Annotated in this window: 15 protein-coding genes, 4 pseudogenes and 1 riboswitch; of the genes and pseudogenes, 10 read left to right on the top strand and 9 right to left on the bottom strand. The window is 73.7% G+C overall.

Annotated elements, in window-relative coordinates:
• Positions 1–4 precede the first annotated feature (4 nt).
• Both OU787_RS29690 and OU787_RS29695 read right to left on the bottom strand, forming a co-directional pair.
• Positions 5–1,111, bottom strand: coding sequence for a phosphotransferase (locus OU787_RS29690; RefSeq protein WP_268661221.1), 1,107 nt, complete (start codon positions 1,109–1,111; stop codon positions 5–7).
• Positions 1,108–3,885, bottom strand: coding sequence for an HAD hydrolase family protein (locus tag OU787_RS29695; RefSeq protein WP_268661222.1), 2,778 nt, complete (start codon positions 3,883–3,885; stop codon positions 1,108–1,110). Before OU787_RS29695 ends, OU787_RS29690 begins: the two co-directional genes overlap by 4 nt.
• 210 nt (positions 3,886–4,095) lie before the next feature.
• Between OU787_RS29695 and OU787_RS29700 the strand changes: the two genes are divergently transcribed.
• The 4 genes and pseudogenes from OU787_RS29700 to OU787_RS29715 all read left to right on the top strand — a co-directional run bounded on the left by OU787_RS29700 (position 4,096) and on the right by OU787_RS29715 (position 6,622).
• The gene (locus OU787_RS29700) at positions 4,096–4,494 is read left to right on the top strand and encodes a hypothetical protein (protein WP_268661223.1); all 399 of its coding nucleotides are present in this window, start codon (positions 4,096–4,098) and stop codon (positions 4,492–4,494) included.
• A 118-nt stretch (positions 4,495–4,612) separates the two neighbouring features.
• A complete protein-coding gene (locus OU787_RS29705; protein ID WP_268661224.1) occupies positions 4,613–5,047 on the top strand; it encodes a DoxX family protein in 435 nt (144 codons plus the stop codon).
• 298 nt (positions 5,048–5,345) lie between these two features.
• Positions 5,346–6,179: pseudogene (locus tag OU787_RS29710) on the top strand (IS5 family transposase).
• Between the two features lie 20 nt (positions 6,180–6,199).
• Entirely contained in the window at positions 6,200–6,622 is a 423-nt protein-coding gene (locus OU787_RS29715) for a hypothetical protein (protein ID WP_268661225.1), read from the top strand.
• 44 nt (positions 6,623–6,666) lie between these two features.
• Here OU787_RS29715 and OU787_RS29720 read toward each other — a convergent pair whose 3' ends face one another.
• Together OU787_RS29720 and OU787_RS29725 are read right to left on the bottom strand one after the other, a co-directional pair.
• Positions 6,667–6,945: a hypothetical protein gene (locus OU787_RS29720; protein ID WP_268661226.1), complete on the bottom strand. Its 279-nt coding sequence runs from the start codon at positions 6,943–6,945 to the stop codon at positions 6,667–6,669.
• Positions 6,946–6,963: 18 nt separating this feature from the next.
• Positions 6,964–7,768: pseudogene (locus OU787_RS29725) on the bottom strand (IS5 family transposase).
• Positions 7,769–7,882: 114 nt separating this feature from the next.
• Between OU787_RS29725 and OU787_RS34925 the strand changes: the two are divergent.
• Positions 7,883–8,161 (top strand): annotated as a pseudogene (locus tag OU787_RS34925) (DddA-like double-stranded DNA deaminase toxin); the annotation flags it as partial.
• A gap of 89 nt (positions 8,162–8,250) precedes the next feature.
• Complete coding sequence (locus OU787_RS29730) at positions 8,251–8,733, top strand: Imm1 family immunity protein (protein WP_268661227.1); 483 nt, start codon at positions 8,251–8,253, stop codon at positions 8,731–8,733.
• 325 nt (positions 8,734–9,058) lie between these two features.
• Here the strand turns inward: OU787_RS29730 and OU787_RS29735 are convergent.
• Positions 9,059–9,896: pseudogene (locus OU787_RS29735) on the bottom strand (IS5 family transposase).
• Positions 9,897–10,466: 570 nt separating this feature from the next.
• A complete protein-coding gene (locus OU787_RS29740) occupies positions 10,467–11,099 on the bottom strand; it encodes a GTP cyclohydrolase II (RefSeq protein ID WP_123820718.1) in 633 nt (210 codons plus the stop codon).
• Positions 11,100–11,442: 343 nt separating this feature from the next.
• Here OU787_RS29740 and OU787_RS29745 point away from each other — a divergent pair, with 343 nt between their 5' ends.
• Positions 11,443–12,213, top strand: coding sequence for a VOC family protein (locus OU787_RS29745; RefSeq protein ID WP_268661228.1), 771 nt, complete (start codon positions 11,443–11,445; stop codon positions 12,211–12,213).
• 136 nt (positions 12,214–12,349) lie between these two features.
• Here the strand turns inward: OU787_RS29745 and lnt are convergent, their stop codons facing one another.
• Together lnt and cobN are read right to left on the bottom strand one after the other, a co-directional pair.
• Positions 12,350–13,909 carry an apolipoprotein N-acyltransferase gene (gene lnt, locus OU787_RS29750; protein ID WP_268661229.1) on the bottom strand — a complete coding sequence of 520 codons (1,560 nt, stop codon included), beginning with the start codon at positions 13,907–13,909 and terminating at the stop codon, positions 12,350–12,352.
• 166 nt (positions 13,910–14,075) lie between these two features.
• Positions 14,076–17,684, bottom strand: a complete 3,609-nt coding sequence (cobN, locus tag OU787_RS29755) for a cobaltochelatase subunit CobN (RefSeq protein ID WP_268661230.1) — start codon at positions 17,682–17,684, stop codon at positions 14,076–14,078.
• A 195-nt stretch (positions 17,685–17,879) separates the two neighbouring features.
• A riboswitch (cobalamin riboswitch) is annotated at positions 17,880–17,944 on the bottom strand.
• Positions 17,945–18,180: 236 nt separating this feature from the next.
• Between cobN and OU787_RS29760 the strand changes: the two genes are divergently transcribed.
• From OU787_RS29760 to OU787_RS29770, 3 genes are read left to right on the top strand one after another with little or no spacing between them, the layout of a single operon-like run.
• A complete protein-coding gene (locus OU787_RS29760) occupies positions 18,181–19,395 on the top strand; it encodes a hypothetical protein (RefSeq protein ID WP_268661231.1) in 1,215 nt (404 codons plus the stop codon).
• Entirely contained in the window at positions 19,392–20,018 is a 627-nt protein-coding gene (locus OU787_RS29765; protein ID WP_030909799.1) for a precorrin-8X methylmutase, read from the top strand. Before OU787_RS29760 ends, OU787_RS29765 begins: the two co-directional genes overlap by 4 nt.
• Positions 20,015–21,574 (top strand): precorrin-2 C(20)-methyltransferase, encoded by a 1,560-nt coding sequence (locus tag OU787_RS29770; RefSeq protein WP_268661232.1) that lies wholly within the window; start codon positions 20,015–20,017, stop codon positions 21,572–21,574. Before OU787_RS29765 ends, OU787_RS29770 begins: the two co-directional genes overlap by 4 nt.
• 7 nt (positions 21,575–21,581) lie before the next feature.
• On the opposite strand, the gene OU787_RS29775 is transcribed toward OU787_RS29770, so the two are convergent.
• A complete protein-coding gene (locus tag OU787_RS29775) occupies positions 21,582–22,322 on the bottom strand; it encodes a cobalt-precorrin-6A reductase (protein WP_123820723.1) in 741 nt (246 codons plus the stop codon).
• Between the last annotated feature and the right edge of the window lie 245 nt (positions 22,323–22,567).

Below are 22,567 nucleotides of genomic sequence, written 5' to 3' on the forward strand. Positions count from 1 at the left end.
GGTGTCACCGGGGCGGTGGCGCGGAGCCGGCGAGTTCGCGCAGGACCGGGACGAGGACCTCGCGCAGCCAGCGCCGGTTGCGGGCGAAGCGGCGGGACTTCTCCAGGTTCGCCGAGACGTGCCACAGCCAGGCCAACAGGACGCCGGAGAGCGGGAGTTCGCCGGTCTCGGGCCGCCGCAGGCCCCCGGTGCGCAGCGCGTGGACGACCTGCTCCCCCCAGGAACGCCCCTCCAGCAGCCAGCCCAGGGCCAGGGCGAAGCTCGCCCGGTCGACCACCACCGGGCCGTCGGCGAGCGCGTCCGCCCAGTCGACCAGGCCGGTGACGGTCGGCTGCCCGCCGGAGGAGGGGGCGGAGGGCTGTCCGTCGGGCGATTCGTCGGGTGATTCGTCCGGGACGGGGGAGCGCAGGAGCAGGTTGCCGGGGGTGAAGTCGCCGTGCGTCCAGGCCACTTCGGTCGGGTGCTCGGTCAACTCGCGGCGCAGGCGGGCGCGCAGCGCCAGCAGGCCCGCCGTGCCCTCCGCGCCCCGGCACCAGCGGACCCGGTCGGAGAGCACCGCCAGCCGGTGGCCCAGCCAGCCGTCCACCAACCGCCCGTCCCGGCTCGATCCGCTCGTCGCGCCGCGCAGTTCGGCCAGGGCGTCGAACGCGGACGCGGTCAGCGCGGCGGCCAGTTCGGGACGGCGGGAGAGCAGCACGTCGCCCGGGACGCCCGGCAGGACCTCCTGCACCAGGACCGGCGGGCGGCCGCCCAGCCGCGAGTCCAGCGTCCGGGGCAGCAGTTCGCGCAGCTCCGGACGCCGCACCTGTGCGGCCAGCACCGCGATCGCGTCCCGCTCGCGCACCAGCGCCCGCACCGCCTCCCCGGTGCGCGGGCACTTCACCAGCACCGGCGGCCCGCCGTCCGCCGGACGCCGACGCGCCACCAGCACGTCCGAGAACCCCTGCGCCACCGCCTCCCACCGGCCGCGCCCCAACTCCCGTGCCGCCAGCCGCAGTCGCAGCTCGTCCGCGGCCCGGCCCGCCGACCCCGGCGGCACCAGCAGCAGCCCGCCCGCGACCTCCCGCACCCCCATCAGCTCGTACACCGGGACGCGGCCGCCGACACTCATCCCGCCCTCCGTCCGCCGCCGCCGACCGCCAACCCGCCCGACCGGCAGGCCAGTCGGAGCAGCCGGGCGGGCAGGCCCGGCATCCCCGCCTCCGGCAGGGCCAGCAGCGCCAGCAGGGCCCGGCTCTGCGCCGAGGGGCGGGGCGGGCGGCAGCGGGCGCAGCCGCCCGGGCGGTGGCCGAGCAGGACGGCCACCGCCTCTGCCAGCCCCGCCTGGTAGGACGAGCCGCCGACCCGGGCCACGGCCTTGGCCTCGGGCGACGCGTGCGCGGGCGCCGTGCCCAGCCGGGCCCAGCGCAGCAGCTCCCGGTCGGCCGGCCCGTCCCCGGCCGCGAACACCGGCACCGCGCCCGGATCGCCCAACTCGGCCAGCAGCGCCCGCACTCCGGCCGCCTTGCCGACCCCCGGCGGCAGGAAATCGGTCTGCTGCTCGCCCCGCACCGCCCGGGTGCCGGTCGCGGCGGCGATCCGGTCCGCGGTGCGCCGGTCCAGCCCCGTGTACCGCCCGCCCGGGTGGCGGCGCGAGATCCGGGCCGTCCAGCGGGCCAGCGGATCGACCACCAGGCCATCCAACTCCCCTGCCACGGCGCGCACTTCGCTGCCGTCCCGGTCGGCGAGCGGCAGCGGCGGCCGGCCCGGCAGGTGCAGCACCGCCCCATACTCGGCCACGCCGCCCGCCAACCCGTAGGTCCGGCAACGGTCCTGGACCTCCGGCAGCGAACGCCCCGTGGCCGGCAGCGGGCGGAACCCGTGCGCCCGCAGTGCCCGCAGCGCGAGCATGCCCAGCGGCGACGAGGCCGGGAACCCCAGCGGATCGGTCTCCAGCACCCCGTCCAGGTCCAGCACGCACCACCCCGCGCCCGGCCCGTCCGCCCCGTCCGCCTCGGTCGGAGCGGCGGGCAGGTCGCGCAGGTAGACCTCGGCGAGGAACTCCTGCACCGCCCGCGCCGAGGCCCGCCGCCGCTCCGCCCGTCCCAGCGGCCGCGCCGACACCCCGTGCTGCACCTGCACCAGCCGGGCCAGGCACCAGCGGGCCGGGTCGATCCGCTCCCCGGTCAGCCGCTCGTACGCGGAGCGGACCTCCGCGCCGTACCGGGCCCCGGGGCCCTCGTCCGTAGCGCCGGCGTGGTGGGGCGGGGAGAGCGCGAGGCCCGCCAGGTCCCAGGCCGGGTCGTAGGCGGCCAGGTCCAGGTGGCTGAACGCGCCCTCCGCCCAGTCGGTCTTCACCCAGCGCCCGTCCCGGCCCGTCCACCGGTCGGCGCCGGTGCGCCCGTCCACCACGTACGGCCGGGCGGCGCGGGTGAGCGCGCGGGCCACCGGGTCGGCGAGCAGCGGACGCAGCACCACCGCCCCGCGGCCGAACAGCGGCGCGAACAGGCGTCCCGCCTCCTCCCAGACCGGCCCGCGCCCGACCAGCCGGACACTGCGGTCGACGCCCACGGCCAGCGCCCGCTGCCGCGCGGCCACGTAGCGGGCCGCGTCCAGCGCCCGGACGGGGGCGGCAGAAGGAATATCCTGACGGACCATCAACCCGTTTTCCAGCCAACGGACTTCGGGCACCAGACCGGGCAGCAGCGCGGCGTACTCGGCGGCCCGGCGGCCGAGATGGCCCAGCCCGACGGTCTCCACCCGCAGCGGCACCGGCGGCCCGTCCGCCGGGTGCCCCGTCACCGGGACGGTGCGGTGCAGGCCGCGCCCCGGGGAACCGGCCGGGCCGACCTCCAGCCGGGCCCAGTCGGCGGCGCCCGGGACGGCCCGGCGGACCAGCGCCCGGACGGCGTCGGGCGAGGTCAACCGGTCGACCTCCCAGTCGGGTCGGGCCAGCGCGACCACCCGGTACGGGCCGAGCGACGGCGGCTCCCGCTCCACCGCGACCAGCACGCTCACCGCGTCCACCGGGAACCCCTGCCCGCACAGCCCGGCCGCGACCTCGGCCAGTGAACGCCCGGTGACCGGTGGATCGTCCACCACCAGCGCCTGCCCGCCGGCCGCCAGCAGCCGGGCCAACTCCCGTTCCCGGCCCGGCAGGACGGCCTGCCCCGGCCGCACCGTGCAGCCCGTCACCGCCCGGTGCCCGGCCCGCCGCAACGCGGCCGCCAGCAGCGGCCCCAGGTAGCTCCCGGAGGTCCGCACCCCCACCACCAGCAGCGGCAGCCCGGCCGGCAGCGGGCGGGCCGCGTCGAACCGGCGGGCCAACTCGGCCAGGTCCGCCGGATACTGGTCGAAGCTGCAGAAACAGGACGGCGGCCGGCGCACCGCCGAACCGAGCGTGCGGCGCAACACCGGTGCGGCGTCGAACCGTTCGACCAGCCGGAACAGCCGCCGGTACAGCGCGGAGGGCAGCGGCGCCGAGTCCAGCACCGGCGCGGCCAACTCGTCGGTCGCGTCGGCGAGATCCCGCGTCCAGCGAACGGCCTTGTCCAGCACGGGAGTTCGCGCGGCGATCCGGGCCGCCCGGTCGAGCGCGGACCCGAGCGGATCGGCGGGCGGACCGGTGGGTGGACCGGCGGGAGGCTCGGTCGGCGGGCCCGTGCGGTCGCGCAGGTGGCGGGCGAGGCGGCGCGGAGCCGTCCAGGTACCGGCGAGCCGGTCCTCGGCGGCCTGCACCATGCCCGCCGCGTACAGGAAGGCGTCCAGCGGATCGCCCGCCCGAGCCGCCCCGGCCAGCTGCCGGGCCAGCTCCGCCACCGTCGCGTGCGGATCCGCCGGACCGGCGAACGGGACCGCGACGGCCCCGGGCACGGGCCTGGCGGGACTGATCGGCCTTGCGGTCATGAACGCTCTCCGGGGGAGCGGCGGGCTGCCGGACACGGCTGCTTCCACCGTCCGCCCGCCCGCCCGCGACCGCAACGCGGACCCCGCCCCGCCCGCCGCCCGATCCACCCGCCGTACCCGCCCGGACGCGGTGGGTCGACCGTCGGAGGCGTACGGTGACGGAGCCGCAACGCACGGTGCCCGCGCGCCGTTGCGTCCTAGGGTGGGGCGGTGCTCAACCGACTGGAGATCGAGGTGCGCACGGGCGTCCGCGCACCCGCCGAAGCACGGATCCGGGTCGACGGCGAGGACCTCGTCGACACGGCGGCCGGCCCGGACGGCTTCGGCGCCCACGCCCCGTGGCTGCTGCCCGCCGCCGGGGACGGCCCGCTCCGGGCGACCGGCGAGGCCCGGCGGGTCGAGCTCGGCGAACCCGAGTGCACGGGCGGCTGCTGCGGCTACCTGGCCGCTGTCGTCCGGCGGCACGGCGCACTCGTGGTCTGGTCCGACTGGGAGACCCCGGCCGACGAACCGGTCCCGCCCGACTTCCACTTCGACGCCCGGCAGTACGACGCCGAACTCGCCCGCGCCACCGCCGACCGCTGGTGGGACGTCCCCCCGGTACCGTGAACGTCCCTGCGGGAACGGAAACTTCTCCTCCCCGGACCGATGAGTCCGGGCGATGGGGTCCGTCGAAGCCAGTGAGAGCAACGACAACCGACCGACCCGACCGGGGAGAACCGACAAGATGTCCACCACCACCACGACCGCCACTGCCACCACCGCCGCCGCCACTGCCGCCGCTCCGAAGAAGGCCGTGGCCCGCACGGTCCTGACGCTGCGGATCCTGCTGGCGCTCTTCTTCGCCCTGGCCAGCGCGGCGCCCAAACTGCTGGCGCTGCCCGCCGCCACCACCGTCTTCGACGCGATCGGCGTCGGCGACTGGTTCATGTACCTGACCGGCGCGGTCGAACTGGCCGGCGCCGTCGGCCTGTTGCTGCCCCGGCTGGCCGGGCCCGCCGCGACCGCACTGATCGGCTTCCTGCTGTGCGCGTTCGTCACCCAACTGACCGCGATGCACGGCGAGAACGCCGGCACCCCGTTCTTCTTCATGCTCCCGCTGGCCTTCATCGCCTGGCACCACCGCGCCCGGACCGCCGCCCTCCTCACCCGCCGCCACTGACCCGCCCCGCCCCCGGCCCGGGCCCCGCGGGGGTGGCGGGGTCAGCCGACCAGGGGCCAGGGCGAGGGTGTGCTGGAGAGGAACTGGCACGGGGTCTCCGCTCTGCACGTTGGTGTCGTGCTCGACTGTTGTCTCCGTTCCTTAGAACTCGTAACACGATCATGAGGGTGGGTTGTTGAGGCGTCGCCAGCAGATGAGAGGGCGTTATATGAGGTTTTGGTGGTTTGCCCATCGCTCGTTGGCGTGACGGTGTCGCCGTTCCACCCTGCGGCGCGGAGCGCCATGCTCAGCTGGCCCGGTGCGATACGACGAGGTGCGATATCCGAGCGACCTGTCGGACGAGCGATGGGAGTTGATCCGGCCGGTGATCGAGGCCTGAAAGGCTGCGCATCCCTCGGTTTCGGGTCATCAGGGTCGTTACGAGATGCGCGAGATCGTGAACGCGATCCTCTACCAGACCCGCACCGGCTGCCAGTGGCGCTATCTGCCACGTGATCTTCCACCGTACGGGGCCGTGTACTACTACTTCGCGCTCTGGCGGAAGGACGGCACGGACAGGCAGATCCACGACCTGCTGCGCATGCAAGTGCGCGAGCACGCCGGTCGGGCCGAGGATCCGAGCGCGGTGGTGCTCGACTCGCAGTCGGTGCGGGCGGCGGCCGGCGTGCCCAAGACAACGACGGGCCTGGATGCCGGGAAGAAGACCCCGGGACGCAAGCGCGGGCTCGCTGTGGACGTGATGGGGCTGATCATCGCGGTCGTGGTCATGGCCGCCAGCGCTCACGACAACCAGATCGGCATCGCCCTGCTCTCGAGAGTCGCCGCCGAGAACCCGCGCGTGTCCAAGGCCTTCGTCGATGCCGGGTTCAAAGACCAGGTCGCCATCCACGGCGCCATCGTCGGAATCGATGTAGAGGCCGTCTCCCGCCTGGACGGCGAGAGCGGGTTTCGCCCGCTGCCGAAGAGGTGGGTGGTCGAGCAGACGCAGGGCACCCTGATACTCCACCGCCGACTGGTGCGTGACTACGAGCATGACCCCGACTCGACCGCTTCCCGGGTCTCCTGGGCCGCGAGTGCGAACATGGCCCGGCGGCTGACCCACGAGCGCACCGTGCCTTGTCGGTGGGCGTGACCGGTCCGCTCACGCTCCCCTTGCTGCTCGACAAGCTCGCCACCCGCCACGCCGCGGCAGAAGCGGAAATCACCGACCTGCGCGAGCAGATCGGCAAGCTTTCCGTCACCCCCGCGGCCGCGGAGCGCGAACGCGACCGGTGGGCATGCACGCGCGAGACCGTCCTGGCCCTGGCCGCCGAAGGCGACCCCGAGCCTGACACCCTCGCCCGTCTCCCGGTCGCCCCTGCCTACCCGCAGATCATTGCCGTGTTCACGGAGGGCGCCGGCCGATTGCGCGCGAAGGAGGTCTGCCAGGCCCTGGGCACGGGCACCGATCCCCGACACACGGAGGGGATGCGCTCGAAGCTCAAGAAGCTCGTCGCCCGCGGCATCCTGGCTGAGCCCGAGGCGGGCCTGTTCGCCCTCGTCACGAAGGCCGGCGCGCAGAGCGAAAGTCCGTAGGCCGGTGCTGGCGGGCCTTTCGAGGCCGCCAACACCACGCACGGCTACTCGTGATCGAAGAAGCCCTCTTGGGCGATCGTGGACACGGCGGATTCGATGTTCTCGCGTGTAACACTCGGGACCACGAGCAGGTTCCTCGCCGTGAATCGCCCCAGCCGGGCAGTTTCACTCCCTACCGACTGTGCGAGTCGAACCGGGTCGTAGACCTCGACCACTCGCCTGCCGCCATCCCACGCGACAGTCACATCCAGCCAGCCCTTGGCCTCCTGATTCGCCCAGTCGAACTCGTCCATGGGTACGGGCCACTCGATCCGAAAGTCCATGACCGAATCCTGCCCCACTCACACAACTGCCGTGATGCGTGAAGGACAAGACCTCACATAACGCCCTCTGAGTGCGCAGGCGAGTGAGACGAAGGCGTTGTGGAGGTCGAGACGTCGTTCCCAGCGGACGGCGAGGCGCTTGAACTGGTGGAGTTGGGCGAAGGTCTGCTCGACGACGTAGCGGAGCTTTCCGAGGCCGATGATGTCCCGTGATCCCTTGCGGGAGATGACCGGCAGAATTCGGCGTTTGCGCAGCTGGTGGCGGTTGGGGTTGCTGTCGTAGCCCTTGTCGCCGAGCAGGGCGTCCGGGCGCTTGCGGGGGTGGCCGACCTGGCCGGCGACCGGCGGGATGCCATCGACCAGGGCAAGGGTCTGGGTGACGTCGTTGACGTTGGCGGCGGTGGTGATCACGTGGAACGGGATGCCGCCGCCGTCGCTGATCAGGTGGTGTTTGCTGCCGGTCTTGCGGCGGTCGACCGGCGACGGGCCGGTTGCCTGGCCCTCTTTTTCGCGCGTACGTGGGAGGCGTCCACGCAGGCGCGCGTCCAGTCGATCAGTCCGGCCGCGTTCAACTCGGCCAGGAGTATGCGGTGCAGGGCCTCAAACACCCCGGCCTCCTGCCAGCGGCCGAGCCTGCGCCAGCAGGTCTGCCCGGAACCGAAGCCGAGCTCCGGCGGCAACTGCTGCCAGGTGATGCCGGTGTAGAGCACGAACAGGATGCCCTGCAGGCACCGCCGGTCGTCCACCGGGCGCGGGCCCGGCGCCCGCTCCGGCCAGGCCGGCAGCAGCGGCTCGATCCGGGCCACAGCTCGTCGTCCACGATCCACGGTTTGTTGCTCACGCCATCACGAACGGACGAATCGTCACATCGGTCACGCCCCACCAGCAACGATCAGCAAGAAGGAATTGAGGTGCAACTTCTGGGGTTGCCACAAACGGCCATGGGGTGGTGACGAACGTTATCGCCAGTTCAAAAACTGAGCTCGTTAGCCTGGTGGCGCGGGTCAATTCCAGGTTGAAGCAGTGGGGTTTCCGTTCCCCCACTATGCGTTCGAGCGATGTGGAGCAAAACTTTGCGGCCGGCATGCTCAACGCAGATGGAGCAACACGCGAGGGTTTCGAGCATGTGAGCCTGTTGATCAGTAACAGGGGTGGAGTATGTGACGAGCCTCTCGGATGCGATATGGTGGCACCCTACCTGCTGAACAAGGGGTAGTCGCTGACGGTCTATTTCTGGGGCCATGAAGGCGTTCTGAATACTCACATATATTATGGTTTGGCTGATTTCCAGTGAGGGGTTTTTGCGTGGACGTCGAAAACCGGCTGGAGGTGCGCTATCGTAAGGCAGATATGCAGGAACCAGTCCTGATCTCAACTCCTGAAGGGGTGGATCGATTCATCGATGCACTGCTGGAAGGGGCTGAGTTTCACGACGCTGCCCATGTCCTATCGACGGCGCGACCTCGAGTCGATATCGGATTTCCAGACCATGAACTCTATGTGGGCGTTGACGGGGAATCATCTGTCGGGGTGCTGATCCTTTCGCTTCCCGAAACCGGATGTCTCGTTTCGGTGGGCCCTCCGGGCTCGAATGGAAAGAATTTTTACCACGTTGCGGAGCAGCCGATCGAACTTCCCAGTGACTCTGGAATTCCAATCCCCCTCATCCGCGAGGGCGTCAAGGAATTTCTATCATCGGGAGGGAAGTTGCCGGGGTGTATTCAATGGCGCCCTTATGGGGTTGATGGGGAACCTGTCGAGGACGATGATATTTGGGGTGGTAATTGAGGATCCTGGGGACTATTTGAGCGGTTTCCGGACTCCATCTCTCCATTTTTGATTTCCAGGTAAGTGAAGTCGCCCTCGCGGATGCATATGGCATCGGCGAGGGCGACCGCCGCCATTGTCGGTCACGCAGTTCTGCGTCACGCCTGGCCTGCCACATCGACCCCAACTCGGCCACCGGGTCGGCGCTCCCCATCTGCGACAGGCCGGTGATCTGACGTTCCGAGACGATCAACGTATATGCTGCCATCCTCACCGCGAACAGTGAGCCTTTTCGGAGGGCGTTTCGTCCCGTTGTTTAGTCCCGTATTGTCTGGCTGGTAGTGGTTTATGTGCCACGCCATGTCGGGGTGCTCTCGCCGGTGAGTCTGCGGGTCATGAGGTTGATCATCGCGACGTAGATCATGGCTTCGGAGCGGTGCGCGTGTGCTTCGTAGTCGCGGGCCAGGCGGCGGTGGTTCATGAGCCAACCGGGCGTTCTCTCGACGGTCCACCGCCGCGGCAGGACAGCGAAGCCTCTGGTGGCGGGGTCGCGGCGGACGATGTGCATGTCGATGCCCAGGTGGCGGCGTGCTCGACGAGGTGCTGGCGGTAGCCACCATCGACCCAGGTCTTTCGGATCCCGGGATGCTCTGAGGCGACTCGTTCGATGAGGGTCTGGCCGGCAACCGAGTCCTGCACGCTCGCAGCGGTGACCAGGGCCCCGAGTAGGAGTCCGACGGTGTCGATGACGATGCTGCGCTTGCGGCCGACGATCTTCTTGCCGGCGTCGATGCCCTGCTCGCAGGAGTGAACGTTGCTGGGGTCTTGATGCTCTGGGAGTCGATGACCCAGGCGGTTGGCTCTTCTTCGCGTCCTTCCTGGCAGCGGACTTGACGCCTCAGCAGACTGTTGAGCTGGTCGAAGACGCCTTTCGCCTGCCAGCGGGCGAAGTAGGCGTAGACGGTGTTCCAGTGCGGGTAGTCGTGCGGCAGGTAGCGCCAGGGGACGCCGGTGCGGTTCACGTAGAGGATCGCGTCCAGCAGGCTCCGCAGGTCATGGTCCGGCGGTTGGCCGATGTCCAGGCCGCGGCCACGGTGCTCGGCCCGCCATGCGGTCAGCACTGGCTCAACCAGGGCCCACCGGGCATCGGACAAGTCGCTCGGGTACCGGCGTCGTTCGGGCATGACCTGGAAGTACCCGCCCGGGCCCGGCGCGCTCACCAGCGCCCGAAGCACACGGCACACAACCGGCGCCTGGGGATGAAACAGGAGCATGACGGACAAGACCACAGCCTTGTCATCCCTCCAGCATCGTCGGCCCCTTGAGTATCAGCGCCCCCATCCAGCCCGAGGCGAAAATCGCCCCGAAATCCACCAGAAGCGGCGTAAACGCCCTCTGAGGCTTTGCCTCAGTCGCACCCCGGCCCCCGCCCTTGCGTCTCAGTGTGAGGGCCGGGGGCGACGATGGCCGAGCACTCGTTCTGGACCGGGATTGTCGGTGCAGTGCTCGCCATGATGGAGGGTGTCGACCCGACCAGGGTCGTTCTGCTGTGCCTCTTCCATGACACCTGGAGGCTCGGGGCGGAGACATCCCATATCTGGCCACGATGCACGGCGAGAACGCCGGCACCCCATTCCTCTTCATGGTCCCGCTGGCCGCCATCGCCTGGCACCACCGCGCCCGCACCGCCGCCCTCCTCACCCGCCGCCACTGACCCGCCCCGCACCCGGGCCGGCCCGGCGGGGGTGGCGGGGTCAGCCGACCAGGGGGGCCAGGGCGAGGGTGTGCTGGGTGTGTTCGACCTTGGCGCGGAGGTAGCGGAGGTTGCTGGGGGAGAGGTGGACGCCGGTGGGGACGCGTTCGGTGATGGTGATGCCGTGGGTGGTGAGTTGGGTGGCCTTGTCGGGGTTGTTGCTGAGGAGGCGGACGGCGGGGGCGCCGAGGGTGGTGAGCATCTGGGCGGCGGCGGTGTAGTCGCGGCCGTCCTCGGGGAGGCCGAGGGCGGCGTTGGCCTGGTAGGTGTCGAGGCCGGAGTCCTGGAGGGCGTAGGCGTCGAGCTTGTTGTAGAGGCCGATGCCGCGGCCCTCCTGGCGGAGGTAGAGGAGGTAGCCGCCGGTCTCGGCGATCCGCTGGACGGATTCGCGCAGCTGGGGGCCGCAGTCGCAGCGGGCGGAGCCGAAGACGTCGCCGGTGAGGCACTCGGAGTGCAGGCGGACCAGGGGGGTGGCGGTGGCGGTGGGGTCGCCGAGGGCGAGGGCGAGGTGTTCGGCGCCGTCGGCGAGGCCGTGGAAGGTGTGCACGTCGGCCTCGACGCGGTAGCCGTCGGCGAAGGCGAGGGGGACGCGCACGCGGGAGCGCACGGTGGCGGTGGGGAGCTGGTGCGTCATGTCTGGTCCCTCCGGGGCCGCGAGTGGTGGTCGTCTGCGGTCCGGTGCGAGGGGCCGACGGGCGGCCGCCGGGTTGTTCAAATTCGAACCGGATCGTGCTCGCCTGACGCTACACCGTTGTTCCAATTCGAACAACTGGCGTCCCGGACGGCATTCCCCGCCCCGCCGGCCCCGTCGTTCGTGCGGACGCACGGCCCTCCCGTTCGGCCCACCAGCCCCCGGCTACCCGCCGGTACCCCGGCAAGGTGGACAGGTAGGACGGAGCGGGCGGGGCGACGCGACGACCCGGCGACGGGACGCGGACCCGGCCCGAGGCAGCGCGAGCTTGGGAGATGAGCCGACCGTGAAGATCACCGAACCGAGCCCCGGCGCGCCCTGCTGGGTGGAGCTCGCCACCGAGGACCCGGCCGCCGCCAGGGTCTTCTACCACGAGCTGTTCGGCTGGCGCGCCGAGACGGCGGCCGACGAGCAGGCCCGCGGCTACACCCGGCTGTACCTGGGCGAGCACCTGGTCGCCGGACTCGGCGGCCTGCTGCGGCCCGGCCGGGCCACCGCCTGGACCATCGGCTTCCACACCGCCGACGCCGACAGCACCGCCGACGAGATCGCCGACGCCGACGGCCGGCTGATCGTCCCCCCGACGGACGCCCCGGACCTGGGCCGCTACACGGTCGCCGCCGACCCCACCGGCGCGGTCTTCGCCACCTGGCAGCCCGCCGGGCCGCGCGGCGTCGACCTGCGCGACGAGCCCGGCGCCCTCGGCTGGGTCGAACTCGCCACCCGGGACCCGCGGGCCGCCGCCGAGTTCTACGCCCGGGTGTTCGGCTGGAGCGTCAACACCGGCGAAATGTACACCGAATTCGGCCTGGGCGGACGGGACTTCGGCGGCATGATGGACATGTCCGACCAGTTCCCGGCCGAGGTGCCGCCGTACTGGATGCCGTACTTCGCGGTCGCCGACGTCGACCTCGGCGCCGAGCGCGCCGCCCTGCTCGGCGCCACCGTCACCCTCCCGCCCACCGACGTCCCCGACGGGCCGCGGCTGGCCGTCCTGCGCGACCCGCAGGGCGCGGTCTTCGGCATCCACGTGGCGGAGGGGACGGACGGCAAGTAGGAGGAGACAAGTAGGAGGAGAGGGGGGACGGGGGTCGGACCCGGGCCGGGGGGCCGGTGGTGGACGGCGGGGGCTCGGGTGGCGGTGGTCGCGGAGCAGAGGGACGGCAAGTAGGAGGAGAGGGAAGGGACGGGGGTCAGACCCGGGCCGGGGGTGCGCCGGTGGGGGTGGTGGACGGCGGGGGGCCCGGGCGGCGGTGGTCGCGCAGGAGGGGGAAGGCGGCGGTGGCGGCTGCGGCGAGGACCACGGCGAGGGCGGTCAGCGGGACCCAGTCGCCCAGCCGGACGTACCAGGTGCGGGCTGCGGGGTCGGCGAGGGAGAGCCGGACGGTCACGGCGCCGGACTCGTCGGTGGTCAGCCGGACCAGCCGCCGGCCCTGGGCGTCGTAGGCGACGGATTCGCCGGTGAGGGCGGCCTGGACGACGGGGCGGCCGGTCTCGGCGGCGCGCAGGGCGCCCAGCGAGGCGTGCTGGGCGGGGGCCCAGGTGGACTGGAAGGTGGACGTCGCGGACTGGTAGACGATCAGGGCGGCACCCTGCCGGGCGCTGGTGCGCGACATGTCGGGGAACGCCGACTCGAAGCAGATCAGGGTGCCGACCGGCAGCGGGCGCCCGTCCCGGTCGGCGACCGGGAGCAGGTGCACCGCGCTGCCGGGGGCCCGGTTCTCGCCCGCGGCCGCGCTCACCCCGGCGATCCAGCCGAGCAGCGGGCGCAGCGGGATGTACTCGCCGAACGGGACCAGCCGGATCTTCCGGTAGCGGGCGACCAGGCCCGAACCGTCCACCAGGACCGCGTCCTTGGAGATCCGGCCGTCCGCCTTCCGGGCGTCCTCGCCGACCAGCAGTTGCGCGCCGGTGCTGCGGGAGAGGGCCGCCAGCCGGTCCACCGTGGCCTGCTTCCGGTCCAGGTCGTCGGTGGTCGAGCTCTCGCCCCACACCACCAGGTCCACCGGGCGTCCCGCCAGCGAGCGGGTGATCTTGATGTTGGCCTCCAGCCGGGCCTGCTCGTCCGGCGTCGGACCGGACTGCACCAGCCCCACCGAGGCCGAGCCGGCGGTCGCCGGGGCGGCCTGCTCGGCGAACACCAGCGGCCCCGCCAGCACCACCGCCAGCGCGGCCGCCCCCGCCGCCGCGCGCAGCCGCAACTCGTGCGCGCACAGCAGTACCAGCAGCGCGGTGTTCACCGTCACCAGCGCCCAACTCACCAGCCACACACCGCCGATGGAGGCCAGCGAGAGCACCGCCGGGTGCTCCCACTGGGTGGCGCCGAGCAGCGCCCACGGCCCGCCCAGCGCGTCCCAGGAGCGGACGAACTCGGCGCTCACCCACACCGCGGGCAGCACCGCCAGCGCCGCCGCGGCCCGGCGCGCCGTCGGCTCGCCGTGCAGCAGCCACCACGCGGCCAGGCCCAACGGGGCCTGCAGCGCCCCGAACAGCACCGCCAGCACCGGCAGCGCCGGGCCGATCGACGGGATCAGCCAGTACATCCCGGTCAGGATGAACCCGGCGCCGAACCACCAGCCGCGCACCGCCGCCTCGCGCGGGCCGTCCGCCGCCCGCATCAGCAGCAGCCCCGGCACCAGCGCCGCCCAGGCCAGCCAGGCCAGGCCGACGCCGGGGAAGGTCAGGACGGGCAGCGCACCCGAGGCCAGCGCGCCGTAGCGGGCCGGGCGGGTGAGTGCGGTTCGCAGGCTCATGCGAAGATTGTCCGCCTGCCCGGGCCGGAAGGCAGCACTATCCGGTCACCGGCATGTCAACTCCACCGGAGGTTCACCGCCGCGACCGGAACGTGACGTCCGGCCCCGGAACGTGACGTCCAGCCCGGGAACGTGACGTCGGGGACACGCGCGCCCGCGGCCCGGTTCACTCGCCCTCGAGGTCGCCCTCCGTCTCCAGCAGCACCTGCCGCAGCTCGTCCAGCAGCGCCGCGTCCGGCTCCGCCCACAGGCCGCGCCCGGCGGCCTCCAGCAGGCGTTCGGCGATGCCGTGCAGGGCCCACGGGTTGGCCTCGGCGAAGAACTCGCGGTTGACCGGGTCGAGCACGTACTCCTGGGTCAGCTTCTCGTACATCCAGTCGGCGACCACGCCGGTGGTCGCGTCGTAGCCGAACAGGTAGTCGACGGTCGCGGCCATCTCGAAGGCGCCCTTGTAGCCGTGCCGGCGCATCGCCTCCAGCCAGCGCGGGTTGACCACCCGGGCCCGGAAGACCCGGGCCGCCTCCTCGGTCAGGGTGCGGGTGCGCACCGTCTCCGGGCGGGTGGAGTCGCCGATGTACGCGGCCGGGCTGGAGCCGGTCAGCGCCCGCACGGTGGCCACCATGCCGCCGTGGTACTGGAAGTAGTCGTCGGAGTCGGCGATGTCGTGCTCGCGGGTGTCGGTGTTCTTCGCGGCGACGGTGATCCGCCGGTAGGCGCTCTCCATCTCCTCGCGCGCGGGCCGCCCGTCCAGGCCGCGCCCGTACGCGTAGCCGCCCCACACCGTGTACACCTCGGCCAGGTCGGCGTCGGTGCGCCAGTCCCGGCTGTCGATCAGCTGGAGCAGGCCCGCGCCGTAGGTGCCCGGACGGGAGCCGAACACCCGTACCGTGGCCCGGCGTTCGTCACCGTGCTCGGCCAGGTCGGCCTGGACGTGGGCCCGGACGAAGTTGTCGGCGTCCGGCTCCTCCTGGCGGGCGGCCAGCCGCACCGCGTCGTCCAGCAGCGCCACCACGTGCGGGAAGGCGTCCCGGAAGAAGCCGGAGATGCGCAGCGTCACGTCGATCCGGGGGCGGCCCAACTCGGCGAGCGGGACCGGCTCCAGGCCGGTGACCCGGCGCGATGCGTCGTCCCACACCGGGCGCACGCCGAGCAGCGCGAACGCCTCGGCGATGTCGTCGCCCGCGGTGCGCATCGCGCTGGTGCCCCACAGGGACAGCCCGACGGACGGCGGGAACTGGCCGTCGTTGTCGGCCCGGTAGCGCTCGATCAGGGAGGCGGCCAGCGCCTGGCCGGTCTCCCAGGCGAGCCGGGACGGGACGGCCTTCGGGTCGACCGAGTAGAAGTTGCGGCCGGTGGGCAGGACGTTGACCAGCCCGCGCAGCGGGGAGCCGGAGGGCCCGGCCGGGACGAAACCGCCCTGGAGGGCGTGCAGCACCGCGTCCAACTCGTCGGTGGTGGCGGACAGTCGGGGGACGAGTTGGGTCGCGGCGAAGGCCAGGACGTCGGCGACGGGGGCGGGCAGGCCCTCGGCGACCTTGGCGACCGCGGCCGGGTTCCAGTCCTCGGCCTCCATCGCCTCGACCAGCGAACGGGCCTTGGCCTCGGCGGCGTCCGTCGCGCCCAGGGTCAGCGCCGCCTCGTCCAGGCCCAGCGCCTCGCGCAGGCCCGGCAGGGCGCTCACGCCGCCCCAGATCTGCCGGGCCCGCAGGATCGACAGCACGATGTTGACCCGGTCGGTGCCCGCCGGGGCCTGGCCCAGCACGTGCAGGCCGTCGCGGATCTGGGCGTCCTTCACCTCGCACAGCCAGCCGTCGACGTGCAGCAGGAAGTCGTCGAAGCCGTCGTCCTCGGGCCGCTCGGCCAGCCCCAGGTCGTGGTCCAGCTTGGCGGCCTGGATCAGCGTCCAGATCTGCGCCCGGATCGCGGGCAGCTTCGCCGGGTCCATCGCCGCGATGTTCGAGTGCTCGTCGAGGAGTTGCTCCAGGCGGGCGATGTCGCCGTAGGAGTCGGCGCGCGCCATCGGCGGCACCAGGTGGTCCACCAGCGTGGCGTGCGCCCGGCGCTTGGCCTGGGTGCCCTCGCCCGGGTCGTTCACCAGGAACGGGTAGACGAGCGGGAGGTCGCCGAGCGCCGCGTCCGGGCCGCACTCCGCGGACAGCGCGGCGGTCTTGCCCGGCAGCCACTCCAGGTTGCCGTGCTTGCCCAGGTGCACCACCGCGTGCGCGCCGAAACCGCCGTCCGCGCGGTCCGCCGCGATCCACCGGTACGCCGCCAAGTAGTGGTGGCTGGGCGGCAGATCGGGGTCGTGGTAGATCGCCACCGGGTTCTCGCCGAACCCGCGCGGCGGCTGGACGAGCACCAGCAGGTTGCCGGAGCGGATGCCCGCGAGCACCAGGTCGCCGTCCGGGTTCTGCGAGCGGTCCACGTACAGCTCGCCCGGCGCCGGGCCCCAGTGCTCCTCGACCCGCTCGCGCAGCGCCGCCGGGAGGGTGGCGTACCAGCGGCGGTAGTCGGCGGCCGGGATGCGCACCGGGTTGCGGGCCAACTGCTCCTCGGTCAGCCACGCCTGGTCGTAGCCGCCGGCCTCGATCAGCGCGTGGATCAGCGCGTCGCCCTCGTGGCCGTTTTTCGTGTCGGTGTGGAAGCCGGGCAGGCCGTCGCCCAGGTCCATGCCCTCCGCGCGCAGCCGCTCCAGCAGCCGGATCGCGGAGGCCGGGGTGTCCAGGCCGACCGCGTTGCCCACCCGGGCGTGCTTGGTCGGGTACGCGGACAGGACGAGGGCGAGGCGGCGCTCGGCGGCCGGGGTGTGCCGCAGCCGGGCGTGCCGCACCGCGATGCCCGCGACCCGGGCCGCCCGCTCCGGGTCCGCCGCGTACACCGTCAGCCCGTCCTCGTCGACCTCCTTGAACGAGAACGGGACGGTGATCAGCCGGCCGTCGAACTCCGGGACGGCCACCTGGGTCGCCGTGTCCAGCGGGGACAGGCCGTCGTCGCTGCCCTCCCACTGCGCCCGCGACCAGGTCAGGCACAGCGCCTGGAGGATCGGACGGTCCAGCGCCGCCAACGCGCCCGCGTCCCACGCCTCTTCGTCGCCGCCCGCCTGCGCGTCCGCCGGACGGGTACCGCCCGCCGCCAGCACGGTCGTCACGATCGCGTCCGCCGCACCGAGCTCGGCCAGCAGCTCCGGCTCCGCCCCGCGCAGCGAGGCGCAGAAGTACGCCCGGGCCTGCGCGCCCTGCTCCTCGAGGGCCCGGCACAGCGTCTCCACGAACGCCGTGTTCCCGCTCATGTGGTGCGCCCGGTAGTACAGCACGGCGACGACCGGGCCCTCTGCGGTGCGCGCCTCGCGCTCCAGCGGGCCCCAGGACGGGGCCGAGGCGGGCGGCGCGAAACCGTGCCCGGTCAGCAGCACCGTGTCGGACAGGAACGCGCCCAGCTCCGCCAGGTTCGCCGGACCGCCGTGCGCCAGGTACGCGTGCGCCTCCGCCGCGATGCCCGCCGGGACGGTCGACAGCTCCATCAGCTGCGCGTCCGGCGCCTGCTCGCCCGTCAGCACCACCACCGGCAACGGGCCCGCCAGCAGCGCGTCCAACCCCTCCTGCCAGGCCCGGCGCCCGCCCAGCAGCCGCACCACCACCAGCTCCACGCCGGTCAGCAGCGCGGGCAGCTCCGCGGGCGACAGCCGGGCCGGGTTGGCCCAGCGGAACGGCACCGGGCCGTCCGCCGCCCGGGCGCTCAGCAGGTCGGTGTCGGACGTCGACAGCAGCAGGATCATGCGGAAGCCCTCCCGGGCGTCTCGGACGGCACGGGGCGGGCGGAGCGCGACGGCCCGGGACAGGCGGCACAGGACGGCCCGGCGGCACGGGACGGCCCGGCGACGGCGGGCACCCGGCGGGGCACGGACATGCGGCAGCGCATGGAACAGCCTTCCTCGGGGTCCTCGCCCCGGGCAGTGGAGGACGGCCGGAGTTCCTGGCTCCCGCGGCTCACTGAGCCGCGGTCACAGTGGCGGGACCGCACCGGATTCGCACCGGACTTCCTCCGCTGTGCCGTCGCTGGCAGCGGACGCCCCGAGAGGCGCCCGCCAGCATCGTACGGGGTGATCGGCCCCCGGGGGAGTGTGACCTGCGACGCTGACCGAAACCCGACCGTCCGCGCCGCCCACCCCCGGCCCACCCCGCGCTGAGCTGGGCAATCGCCCGCCCGCCCGGAGCGGCGGTGTGACGCACGAGGCGGTGGCGCGCGCCGGACCGATGGGTATGCTCGCCGCCATGCCACCCACACCCGACGCCGCCCAGGCACCCTCCGTCGGGCCCGACCGAGGCCGCGCCGACGCCTGCCCCGGCGCGCTCCGCCTGCACCCCGCCGAGGACGGGCACCTCGCCCGACTCCGGCTGCCCGGCGGACAGTTGACGCACCGTCAGCTGCTCGCCGTCGCCGACGCCGCCGACACCCTCGGCGACGGCGAGGCCGAGATCACCTCCCGCGGCAACCTCCAGCTGCGCGGCCTCGCCGCGGGCTGCGCCGCCGACCTCGCCGAACGCCTGCGCACCGTCGGACTGTTGCCCTCCGACACCCACGAACGCGTCCGCAACATCGTCGCCTCCCCGCTCGCCGGACTCGACGGCCGCGGCGCCGGAGGAAACGAAATCACCGACTGGGTACGGGAGTTGGACCAGGCGCTGTGCGCCGCGCCGTGGGCCGCCGCACTGTCCGGCAAATTCCTGTTCGCCCTCGACGACGGCCGCGGCGACGTCGCCGCCCTCAACGCCGATGTGACCTTGCTCGCAGTCGGCGACGGCCGCGCCCTGCTCCGCCTCGGCCGCGCCCGCCGCGCCACCGCCGTCCACGACCCGGTGCCCGCCGCCCTCGACGCCGCCCGCCGCTTCCTCGACCTCGCCGCCGGCCGCGCCTGGCACCCGCGCGAGATCCAGGACGAACTGCCCGACGGCGACGTCCCGCTGCCCCCCTTCGCCGGCGAACCGCCCGCGCTGGGGCAGGTCGGGGGCGGCCTCTCGGTCGGCCTGCGGTTCGGCCGGGCCGACAGCGCCCAGTGGCGGCTGCTCGCCGACACCCTCCCTGCGGGCCGCACCGCCCGGCTCACCCCCTGGCGCGGCGTCGTCCTGCCCGGCGCCGACCCCGCCCGGCTCCCGCACCTCGCCGACGCCGGACTGCGCACCACCCCCGGCGGCCCCTGGGAAGGCGTCACCGCCTGCACCGGCCTGCCCGGCTGCGCCAAGTCGCTCGCCGACGTCCGCGCCCAGGCCGCCCGCGCCGTCGCCGCCGTCCCCGCCGAAGGACTGCCCGTCCACTGGTCCGGCTGCGCCCGCCGCTGCGGACACCCCGCCGGCCGCTGGGTCGACGTCCTGGCCACCGCGGCCGGACACCGCGTCACCGTCGACGGCACCGTCCGCGACACCGAAGAGAACGACACGGCCGAGGCAGTCGCCGAAGCCCGGAACACCCCATGGCGGAGGCCCAAATGATCGACTACGAGAAGGACGGCGCGGCCATCTACCGCCAGTCCTTCGCCACCATCCGGGCCGAGGCGGACCTCGCCCACCTGCCCGCCGACGTCGCCCGGGTCGCCGTCCGGATGATCCACGCCTGCGGCATGACCGACCTCGTCGACGACCTGCTCTGGTCGCCGAACGCCGTCGCCGACGCCCGCCGCGCCCTGCTGGACGGCGCGCCGATCCTCTGCGACGTCAACATGGTCGCCAGCGGCGTGACCCGCAAGCGGCTGCCCGCCGACAACGAGGTGATCTGCACCCTCACCGACCCCGCCGTCCCCGAACTCGCCCGCACCATGGGCACCACCCGCAGCGCCGCCGCGATGGAACTCTGGCTGCCCCGGCTCGAAGGCGCCGTCGTCGCCGTCGGCAACGCCCCCACCTCGCTGTTCCGCCTGCTGGAGATGGTCGAGGCCGGCGCGCCCCGGCCCGCCGCCGTGATCGGCGTCCCGGTCGGCTTCATCGGCGCCGCCGAGTCCAAGCAGGCCCTCGCCGACCACCCCGCCGCCCTGGAACACCTCGTGGTCCGGGGCCGCCGCGGCGGCAGCGCCATCGCCGCCGCCGCCATCAACGCGATTGCGAGCGAAGAAGAATGACGGACCGTCAGACGACCGGAAAGCTCTACGGGGTGGGCGTCGGACCCGGCGACCCGTCGCTGGTCACCGTGCGCGCCGCCGAACTCATCGGCAAGGCCGACGTCATCGCCTACCACTGCGCCCGGCACGGCCGCTCGCACGCCCGGGCCATCGCCGAACGCTACCTGACCGGCAGCCAGGTCGAGGAGCGGCTGATGTACCCCGTCACCGTGGAGACCACCGACCACCCCGGCGGCTACCGCGGCGCCCTCGACGACTTCTACCGGGAAGCCTCCGAACGGCTCGCCGCCCACCTCGACGCCGGCCGCGACGTCGTCGTCCTCGCCGAGGGCGACCCGCTGTTCTACGGCTCCTACCAGCACATGCACAAGCGGCTCGCGCACCGCTACCCCACCGAGGTCGTCCCCGGCGTCACCTCGATCAGCGCCGCCGCCGCCCGCCTGGGCACCCCGCTGGTCGAGGCCGAGGAGATCCTCACGATCATCCCCGGCACCCTCCCCGAGGAGGAGCTCGCCGCCCGGCTCGCCGCCACCGACTCCGCCGTCGTCATGAAGCTCGGCCGCACCTTCCCCGCCGTCCGCCGCGCCCTGGAGCGCACCGGCCGCCTCGACGACGCCCGGTACGTGGAACGCGCCACCATGGACGGCGAGCGCACCGGACGGCTGGCGGACGTCGACCCCGACGGCGTCCCGTACTTCTCGGTCGCCGTGCTGCCCAGCAAGGTCGCCGCGCTCGACTCCGCCGGGCGGCCGTTCGAGGCCCTGGACGCCGCTGCGGGCGAAGCCCCCGAGCCGGTCGGCGAGGTCGTGGTGGTCGGCACCGGGCCCGCCGGGCCGCTCTGGCTCACCCCCGAGGCGCGCGGCGCCCTGGCGAACGCCACCGACCTGGTCGGCTACACCACCTACCTGGACCGGGTGCCGGTGCGGGCCGGGCAGGTCCGGCACGGCTCCGACAACAAGGTCGAGGGCGTCCGCGCCGAGTTCGCCCTCGAACTGGCCCGCCGCGGCCGCCGCGTCGCGGTGGTCTCCTCCGGCGACCCGGGCGTCTTCGCGATGGCCACCGCCGTCCTGGAGGCCGCCTGCGAGGACCCCTACCGGGACGTCCCGGTGCGGGTGCTGCCCGGCATGACCGCCGCGCACGCCGCCGCCTCCCGGGCCGGGGCGCCGCTCGGCCACGACTACGCGGTGATCTCGCTCTCCGACCGGCTCAAGCCCTGGGAGGTGATCGCCCGCCGGCTGCGCGCCGCCGCCGAGGCCGACCTCGTCCTCGCGCTCTACAACCCCGGCTCCAAGTCCCGCACCACGCAGGTGGGTTCGGCCCGCGACCTGCTGCTGGAGTACCGCTCCCCGCAGACCCCCGTGGTGCTGGCCCGGGACGTCGGCGGCCCCACCGAGCGGGTCCGCACCGTCGCGCTCGCCGAACTCGACCCGGCCGACGTCGACATGCGCACCCTGCTGCTGGTCGGCTCCACCCAGACCCGGTGGGTGCGGCGCGGCGGCGACACCGAGGTGGTGTGGACGCCGCGCCGCTACCCCGAGGAGCAGCAGGGGAGTTGACGGACCGTCAGCCCCTCAGCCCGCCGACCCAGGCGACCGCCCCGGCCACGTCCGGGGCGGTGCGCACCCCCGCCGGGGCGGCCGGGCGCTCCACCACGACCACCGGCAGGCCCAGTTCGCGGGCCGCGGTCAGCTTGGGCGCGGTGGCGGCGCTGCCGCTGTCCTTCGTCACCAGCACCTCGATCCGGTGCGCGCGCAGCAGCGCGCGCTCGCCGTCCAGGGTGAACGGGCCGCGCTCCAGCAGCACTTCGGTGACGGCGGGCATCGGCGGCACCGGCGGCTCCACCGAGCGGGCCAGGAACACCAGGCCGTCCAGGTGCGCGAAAGCGCCGATGCCCTGGCGCCCGGTGGTCAGGAACACCCGGGTGCCGAGCGCGGGCAGCGCGTCCGCGGCGGCGGCCAGGCTCGGCACCGGGTGCCAGCGGTCGCCGTCCTGCGCGGCCCAGCTCGGGCGGCGCAGCGCCAGCAGCGGGGTGCCGGTGTCGGCGGCGGCCAGCGCCGCGTTGCGGCTGATCCGCTCGGCGAACGGGTGGGTGGCGTCCAGCAGCACGTCCACGGCGTGCGCGCGCAGCCAGGCGGCCAGGCCGGCCGGGCCGCCGAAACCGCCGATCCGGACCTCCCCGGCGGGCAGCCGGGGCTGGGCCACCCGCCCGGCCAGCGAGCTGGTCACCCGCAGCGCCGGGTCGGCCGCCAGCGCGTCCGCCAGCCGGCGGGCCTCGCTGGTGCCGCCGAGGATCAGGACGTGCATGCGGACTCCCGGGGCCGGTGCGATCAGGACACACCACCCTAACCGGGCGGTCGGCGTGGGACGGTGGGGGCAGCGGGAGCCGGAGCGGACGAGGAGAGCGGAGGGCGAGCGGTGAGCGGCGACGAGGCGCAGGGCGGCAGCGGCGGTGGTGCTGCTGCGGTCGGCGGGGGTGTCGGTGATGGGGTTGCGGCCGGTGGCGGCGGCGGCGGTGGCGGGGCTGCGGTCGGTGAGGGTGCGGGCGGGGG

This window comes from Kitasatospora sp. YST-16 (genome assembly GCF_026802215.1).
Lineage (GTDB): Bacteria > Actinomycetota > Actinomycetes > Streptomycetales > Streptomycetaceae > Kitasatospora > Kitasatospora cineracea.

Coding starts and splice junctions, on each gene's coding strand:
- OU787_RS29690 (WP_268661221.1), bottom strand. CDS start 1,111: ATGAGTGTCGGCGGCCGCGTCCCGGTGTACGAGCTGATGGGGGTGCGG.
- OU787_RS29695 (WP_268661222.1), bottom strand. CDS start 3,885: ATGACCGCAAGGCCGATCAGTCCCGCCAGGCCCGTGCCCGGGGCCGTC.
- OU787_RS29740 (WP_123820718.1), bottom strand. CDS start 11,099: ATGACGCACCAGCTCCCCACCGCCACCGTGCGCTCCCGCGTGCGCGTC.
- OU787_RS29705 (WP_268661224.1), top strand. CDS start 4,613: ATGTCCACCACCACCACGACCGCCACTGCCACCACCGCCGCCGCCACT.
- OU787_RS29765 (WP_030909799.1), top strand. CDS start 19,392: ATGATCGACTACGAGAAGGACGGCGCGGCCATCTACCGCCAGTCCTTC.
- lnt (WP_268661229.1), bottom strand. CDS start 13,909: ATGAGCCTGCGAACCGCACTCACCCGCCCGGCCCGCTACGGCGCGCTG.
- OU787_RS29720 (WP_268661226.1), bottom strand. CDS start 6,945: ATGGACTTTCGGATCGAGTGGCCCGTACCCATGGACGAGTTCGACTGG.
- cobN (WP_268661230.1), bottom strand. CDS start 17,684: ATGATCCTGCTGCTGTCGACGTCCGACACCGACCTGCTGAGCGCCCGG.
- OU787_RS29770 (WP_268661232.1), top strand. CDS start 20,015: ATGACGGACCGTCAGACGACCGGAAAGCTCTACGGGGTGGGCGTCGGA.
- OU787_RS29760 (WP_268661231.1), top strand. CDS start 18,181: ATGCCACCCACACCCGACGCCGCCCAGGCACCCTCCGTCGGGCCCGAC.
- OU787_RS29775 (WP_123820723.1), bottom strand. CDS start 22,322: ATGCACGTCCTGATCCTCGGCGGCACCAGCGAGGCCCGCCGGCTGGCG.